Origin of the sequence: Frateuria sp., from assembly GCF_035695185.1 — a bacterium.
Lineage (GTDB): Bacteria > Pseudomonadota > Gammaproteobacteria > Xanthomonadales > Rhodanobacteraceae > Frateuria_A.
Window position 1 is genome coordinate 1 of the sequence record NZ_DASSES010000016.1, and the last position, 6,293, is coordinate 6,293.

A 6,293-nucleotide genomic window follows, 5' to 3' on the forward strand; every position below is an offset into this window, starting at 1 on the left:
GAAGCCGACGTCGGAGGAGTCGTAGCCGATGTCCAGGATCACCTTGCGGGTCAGGCCCTCCAGGTCGATCCAGGCGGAGGTGGTGATCTCGCCGGCGACGATGGCCACGCCGGTCTTCACCATCGTCTCGCACGCCACGCGCGCGCGCGGGTCCTGCGCGAGGATCGCGTCGAGGACGGCGTCGGAGATCTGGTCGGCGACCTTGTCCGGATGGCCTTCGGAGACCGACTCGGAGGTGAAGAGGTAGTTGCTCATCGCGGGTTATATCCTTCCTTTCGGATACAGAGATAAAGAAGCCGCGCATGATACACGCGGCCGCGGCGGTTTGCAGGCCAGCGTACTACCCGGGGGTGAAGGTTTCATGCCCGTTCAGGTGGGGACGGCTGGATGGCCAAATGCTCCTGGTGCCCGCTCCGTCGGGGAGAAGGCTGGGTGAGGGGCCATCCTCGCGAGGAGGTCGGCTGGCGCAGGCTTTCAGGGCAGGGCTCCGTTCGGAAGAACGTTCCCCGCGAGCCGGTCCCTCACCCAACCCTCTCCCGGGGGAGAGGGCCCGTATCGACGGGTGTCAGGCTGCGACTTGCCGGAGCTCGCCGAGATCGGCGAAGTACTCGGCGGTCAGGCGCAGCTGCTCGGTGGCGCTTTCGGCCCGGTTGACCACGTGCCGGAACGCGGCGTTCTCGGGCCGGTCCTTCGCATACCAGCCCAGGTGCTTGCGGGCGATGCGCACGCCCGCGTGCTCGCCGTAGAAGGCGTACAGGTGTTCCAGATGGCCGAGCAGGATCGCCGCGACCTCGGCCGGCGTGGGCGCGGGCAGCTTCTCGCCGGTGGCCAGGTAATGGGCCACCTCGCGGAAGATCCACGGTCGGCCCTGCGCACCGCGACCGATCATCACCGCATCCGCGCCGGTGACCTCGAGCACGTGGCGGGCGCGTTCCGGGCTGGCGACGTCGCCGTTGGCGAGCACCGGGATACGCGTGGCGGCCTTCACCGCGGCAATGGTGTCGTACTCGGCCTCGCCCTCGTATTTGTCGGCGCGGGTGCGCCCGTGCACCGACAGCGCGGCGATGCCGCTGTCCTCGGCGATGCGGGCAATGGCCAGGGCGTTCCGGTGCTCGCGGTCCCAGCCGGTGCGGATCTTCAGGGTCACCGGCACCTCGACCGCGTCGGCCACCGCCTTGCAGATGCGTGCCACCAACGGCTCGTCCTGCAGCAGCGCCGAACCGGACCACACGTTGCAGACCTTCTTGGCCGGGCAGCCCATGTTGATGTCGATGATCTGCGCGCCGTTGGCCACGTTGAAGCGCGCCGCCTCGGCCAGCATGCCCGGGTCGTAGCCGGCGATCTGCACGCTGACCGGCTCCGGCTCGCCGGCGTGGTCCATCCGGTGCAGCGACTTGCGCGTGTGCCAGAGCTTCGGATCGGCGGTGGTCATCTCCGAGACGGCCAGGCCCGCGCCCAGCCGCTTGCAAAGCAGCCGGAAAGGCTTGTCGGTGACCCCGGCCATGGGCGCGAGCACCACGGGCGGGTCGATGCGGTAGGGGCCGATCTGCATCCGCCCATTGTATCGCCGCCGTCCTACAGGCGCGGCGCGGGGCCGGTCGCGCGCCTGGTGCGGGCCCGCCAGAACAGGAAGCCGGTCACCAGGAAGAAGGGCGGCAGCAGGCCGGAAAGGATCACCAGCGCGCGCCAGAGCGGTCCGGTGGTGCCGGCATGCAACGGATAGATCGCGTTGTTCACCTGCACGCCGGTGTCGGCGCGGGTGGCGTCCGACACGCCCAGCACGCGCGCCCGGTACGGATCGACCCAGAGGATGCTGCGGCCGGTCGGGTTCCATTCGCCGGGCAGGCGCACGCGGAGGGTCACGCGGCCATCGCGTTCGCTCGGGAACGAGAGCCGGCCCAGTGTCGCGCCCGGCAACGCCCGCCTGGCCGCGCCGAGTACGGCGGGCCAGTCGATCGGCCTGGCCTGAAGCGCGATGGTTGCGGGCTGCGGCGGCTCCGGTGTGTCGCCGAACAGGTGCTGCAGCGCTCGCCGGCTACCGGCGTGGTAGCACATGAGCGTGCCGGTCAGGGTCACCAGCAGCACCACCGGCAGGCTCAGCGCGCCGAAGCTGCGGTGCCAGCTCAGCCAGCGTCGCACCGGTGGCTGCGCATGGGGCTTGAGGTGCGCCAGGAACCGGCCGCGCCCCGGCCACCACAGCACCGCGCCCGAGAGCAGCAGGAACAGGCTGGACCCGCCGAGCAGGCCGAGCCAGCTTTCGCCCGCGTGGCCGGCGAGCAGGTGCGTGTGCCACTCGCGCAGGGCGAGCAGCACGTCGGTGTCCGGCGTGCGGGTGAGCAGCAACCCGCCGCTGGCCGGATCGAGGTAGCGGCGCACGCCGCCGTTGAAGTAGAGCTGCCACACCGGCAGCTCGTCATCGGGCAGGTCCGCGCTGCGCAGTCCCCGCGGCGACCATTCGCGCGCGATGCGCGCCAGCACCGTGGCCTCCTGGGCGGGCGTGGGCAAGGCGTGCGATGCGAGTTCGGGATGCGACGCGCGCAGCAGCGGTCCCTGCAGCGCCAGCACGCTGCCGCTCAGCGCCACGAGCGCGTACGCCGTGCCCAGGCTCAGGCCCAGCCACCGGTGCAGCTTGCGCAACCCGTGGCGCAGCCCTCGCGCGGCGCGGGCCGGTGTGGCCTGGTGGACCGCGTCGCGCATCAGAACACCCGCTGCCAGGCGAGCGAGACCGTGCGGCCGCGGCCGGCGAAGTAGGAGTCGTCGTCGCCCACGGTCTGCGAGACGTAGTTGATGTACTGCTTGTCGGCGAGGTTCTGCACGCCGAGCGTCCAGTCGCCCGCGCTGCCGCCGTGCCACTTCACGTAGGCGTCGGCGGTGACCTAGCCGTCGAAGTGCGCGGTGCGCTCGCCCAGCGTGGCGAAGTCGCGACTGGCCAGGTGCGAGAGCTGCAGGTAGCTCGAAAGCACGCCGTTCCAGCGCTGCGTCCACGAGAGATTCAAGCGGTCCGGCGCGATGTTGGCGCCGTCCAGGTCCGAATCGACCCGCCCGTCGCCATCGCGGTCGGAGCGGCCGTGGTTGATCGCATAGGAAGCATCCAGTCGGGTGCCCGCGCGGGGCGTCCAGCCGGCGCGCGCCTCCCAGCCGCTGATCTCGGTGCGCTGGCGGGTCACGTTGTAGACCTGGTTGGGCGCGTCGAACACCAGCAGCGCGCCCAGCCTGGAGGTCGAGGTCCAGTAGCTGATGCGCGCGTTGAACGCGGCGCCGGCGTATTCGGCGCCCACCTCGCGGTTGTCCGATACCACGGGCTTGAGGTCGAGGAACTCGCCGACGCGCTGGCCGGGCACGCTGATCGCGCGCAGCACGCGGCCGACGTCGGGCAGGGTATAGCCCTCGGCGTAGCTGGCGAACAGGTCGAGCGCATCGGCCAGGTACCAGACCGCACCGAAATTCGGCAGCGTTTTCCGGAAACTGCGCGAACCGCCTTCGACGGCCACGCCACCGTAGGACGCCAGCGTGCGGAAGCTCGGCACTTCCAGCCGGCCGTGCTCCTGGCGCAGGCCGGCGTTGACCGACAGCGCCTGCAGCGGCCAGTACTCGGCCTGCAGGAACGGCGCCCAGCCGGTGTAGGTGCTCTCGGGCACCCAGTCGCGGCCGGTCCGCGCCAGCGACTGGTGGGTGCGGTCACGGTAGCCGTCGGCGCCGGCGAGTACGGCCAGCGTGCCATCGAGCAGGCCGCGGCGGGCCCACGACAGCCGCGCGCCGTCCTTGACCGACTCGTTCTGCGACTGGTCGAACACCAGCGGGCCGTAGGCCGGATCCTGGAAGGTGCCGAAGGTGCCGCCGCCGAACAGCTCGCGGTTGCGCTGGTGGTAGAGCTGCGCGCGCAACTCGCCGTCCGCCAGCTGCGGGTCGCGATAGTCCAGGCTGGTGGTCAGTACGCGGTTGCGCGGCGCCTCGCCCGGCTGCTTCCGGCGCACCGAGGTGGTCGGGATGCCGGCGGCCATGTCGCCCGAAGCCGCGGTGTAGTCGCCGTTGCCCTGCAGGTCGAAGCGGTTGGCGGTCAGCTGCAGGCGGCGCTCGCCGGCAAAGGTGTAGCCGAGCTTGGCGAAGCCGTCCCAGCTCTTCGAATCCATCAGGTCGCCCTGGGTGCCATCCACGCCGATCAGCCGGCCGTGCGCGTCCGAATACATGCCGCGCTTTCGCCAGGCGGCACCAGCGGCCAGGTCGAATGCGCCCGAGCGCGCACCGACCAGCCAGGCCGCGCCGTAGCCGAGGCCGTCGGTGCCTCGCGTCGGCGCGCTGGCGTCGAGCGTGATTTCCTGGCGGACGCCGTCCTTTGCCGGCGCGTGCTTCGTAATGATGTTGATGATGCCGCCGGCGGCGCCCAGTCCCTGCAGCGAGTTGGAACCTTCGACGATCTCGATCCGCTCGATCATCGCCGGATCGATCGTGTAGCCGTCACGCGAGCCGTTGCGCAACGGGCTCGATTGCGGCACGCCGTCGATCATGTACAGCGGATTGCGCCCGCGCAGGGTCTGCCCGCGCACCGAGAGCTTCTGCGTGGAGGGGGCGAAGGAGGGCACCAACGCGCCGATGGCGTCGCCCAGGTCCGGCGTGATGGCCAGCTGGTTGGCGAGTGCCTGCCGGTCGATCACGGTGATCGTCATCGGCAGCGCGCCCTGGCTGCGCGGCAGGCGCAGCGTGCTCCCGGAGACCTCGACCCGCTCGAGGTTGGTCGCCTGCGGCGCATCCGCCGCGTGCAGCGGGGCCGCCAGGGCCAGGGTCAGGGCGAGCGCGAGCGGGCGTGCGGCAGACGACATGACAGCCTCCAGTGGGGAAGGCTGCGCATGCTAATGAAAATGATTCTCAACAACAAGCAAGAAATTGCGCGCTCGCGCCGCGTTGCTCCTCCCCCTGCACGCAGGGGAGGGCGCGCGTCAGATTCCGGCCTGGTGCCCCAGGTTCGCCCGCGCCGCGTTTTCCGGGATGTGCTTGTGGCGGAACAGGATCACGAACAGCACGGCCACGACCAGTGCGTAGCCGGCAAAGCTCAGCCAGATGCCGTGCCACTGCAGTGCGCCGTCGGGGGCGGTGAAGAAGCGTTCGATCACCTGGCCGCTGATCGAGCTGCCCAGCACCGCGCCCACGCCGTTGGTCATCAGCATGAACAGGCCCTGGGCGCTGGCCCGGATCTTCGGGTCGGCCTGGCCCTCGACGAACAACGAACCGGAGATGTTGAAGAAGTCGAACGCCATGCCGTAGACGATGTTCGACAGGATGATCATCCACAGCAGCTCGGCCGGATTGCCGTAGGCGAACAGGCCGAAGCGCAGCACCCACGCGACCATGCTGATCAGCATGACGGTCTTGATGCCGAAACGCTTGAGGAAGAACGGACTGGCCAGGATGAACAGCGTCTCTGACATCTGCGAGATCGACAGCACGATGTTCGGGTAGCGCACCGTGAGCAGGCCCTTGTAGGCGTCGACCTTGCCGAAGTCGTGCAGGAAGGTATCGCCGTAGGCGTTGGTCAGCTGCAGCGCGGCGCCTAGCGCCATCGCGAACAGGAAGAACACCGCCATCTTGTAGTTGCGGAACAGCGCGAAGGAGCGCAGGCCGAGCACGTCGATCATCGAGGAGTGGCGCGTGTCGCGCGGCGGGCAGCGTGGCAGCGAGAAGGCGTACAGGCCCAGCAGCACCGCGGCGACGCCGGCGATGCGGAATTGTCCCGGCGAGGTTTCGATGTGCAGCAGGCTGATCGCCCACATCGCCGCGATGAAGCCCACCGTGCCCCACACGCGGATCGGCGGATACACCTTGACGATATCCACGCCCTCGGTCTTCAGCGCGTTGTACGCCACCGTGATGGAAAGCGCGATGGTCGGCATGTAGAAGCACATGTTGACCAGCATCACCCAGAACAGCGTGGCCGGGGTGTCGATCGTCGGCACGATGAACAGCATCAGCGCGCCGCCCAGGTGAAGCATGCCGTACAGGCGTTCGGCGTTGATCCACTTGTCCGCGATGATGCCGGTGATCGCCGGCATGAACAGCGAGGCGATGCCCATGGTGGAGAAGATCGCGCCGAACTCGGCGCCGCCCCAGTGGCGGGTCTGGAACCAGTAGGCGCCGATGGTGGTGAGCCAGGAACCCCACACGAAGAACTGCAGGAAGTTCATCACGATCAGGCGCAGCTTGATGTTCATGGTGCAAAGTCCCGCATGTGCTTTTCCCCTGCAAAAGCCGCGGGACGAACGCCGTGGCCGCGAAGTCCGGCAGGTTAGAGAAAGGGATGC

6 protein-coding genes are annotated in these 6,293 nt (G+C 69.2%); all 6 read right to left on the bottom strand.

Features of this window, described 5'->3' with window-relative positions:
• A partial coding sequence (locus VFH59_RS01025; protein WP_325163027.1) for an S-adenosylmethionine synthetase N-terminal domain-containing protein occupies positions 1-255 on the bottom strand: 255 nt, incomplete at its 3' end.
• A 310-nt stretch (positions 256-565) separates the two neighbouring features.
• Positions 566-1,552, bottom strand: a complete 987-nt coding sequence (gene dusB, locus VFH59_RS01030; protein ID WP_325163028.1) for a tRNA dihydrouridine synthase DusB — start codon at positions 1,550-1,552, stop codon at positions 566-568.
• Positions 1,553-1,575: 23 nt separating this feature from the next.
• Entirely contained in the window at positions 1,576-2,697 is a 1,122-nt protein-coding gene (locus VFH59_RS01035; RefSeq protein WP_325163029.1) for a PepSY-associated TM helix domain-containing protein, read from the bottom strand.
• A complete protein-coding gene (locus tag VFH59_RS01040) occupies positions 2,697-2,858 on the bottom strand; it encodes a hypothetical protein (RefSeq protein ID WP_325163030.1) in 162 nt (53 codons plus the stop codon). Before VFH59_RS01040 ends, VFH59_RS01035 begins: the two co-directional genes overlap by 1 nt.
• Before the next feature lie 18 nt (positions 2,859-2,876).
• Positions 2,877-4,817, bottom strand: coding sequence for a TonB-dependent receptor (locus VFH59_RS01045; protein WP_325163031.1), 1,941 nt, complete (start codon positions 4,815-4,817; stop codon positions 2,877-2,879).
• A gap of 117 nt (positions 4,818-4,934) precedes the next feature.
• Positions 4,935-6,203: a nucleoside permease gene (locus VFH59_RS01050; RefSeq protein ID WP_325163032.1), complete on the bottom strand. Its 1,269-nt coding sequence runs from the start codon at positions 6,201-6,203 to the stop codon at positions 4,935-4,937.
• Positions 6,204-6,293: the final 90 nt, after the last annotated feature.

Coding starts and splice junctions, on each gene's coding strand:
- VFH59_RS01050 (WP_325163032.1), bottom strand. CDS start 6,203: ATGAACATCAAGCTGCGCCTGATCGTGATGAACTTCCTGCAGTTCTTC.
- VFH59_RS01035 (WP_325163029.1), bottom strand. CDS start 2,697: ATGCGCGACGCGGTCCACCAGGCCACACCGGCCCGCGCCGCGCGAGGG.
- VFH59_RS01045 (WP_325163031.1), bottom strand. CDS start 4,817: ATGTCGTCTGCCGCACGCCCGCTCGCGCTCGCCCTGACCCTGGCCCTG.
- dusB (WP_325163028.1), bottom strand. CDS start 1,552: ATGCAGATCGGCCCCTACCGCATCGACCCGCCCGTGGTGCTCGCGCCC.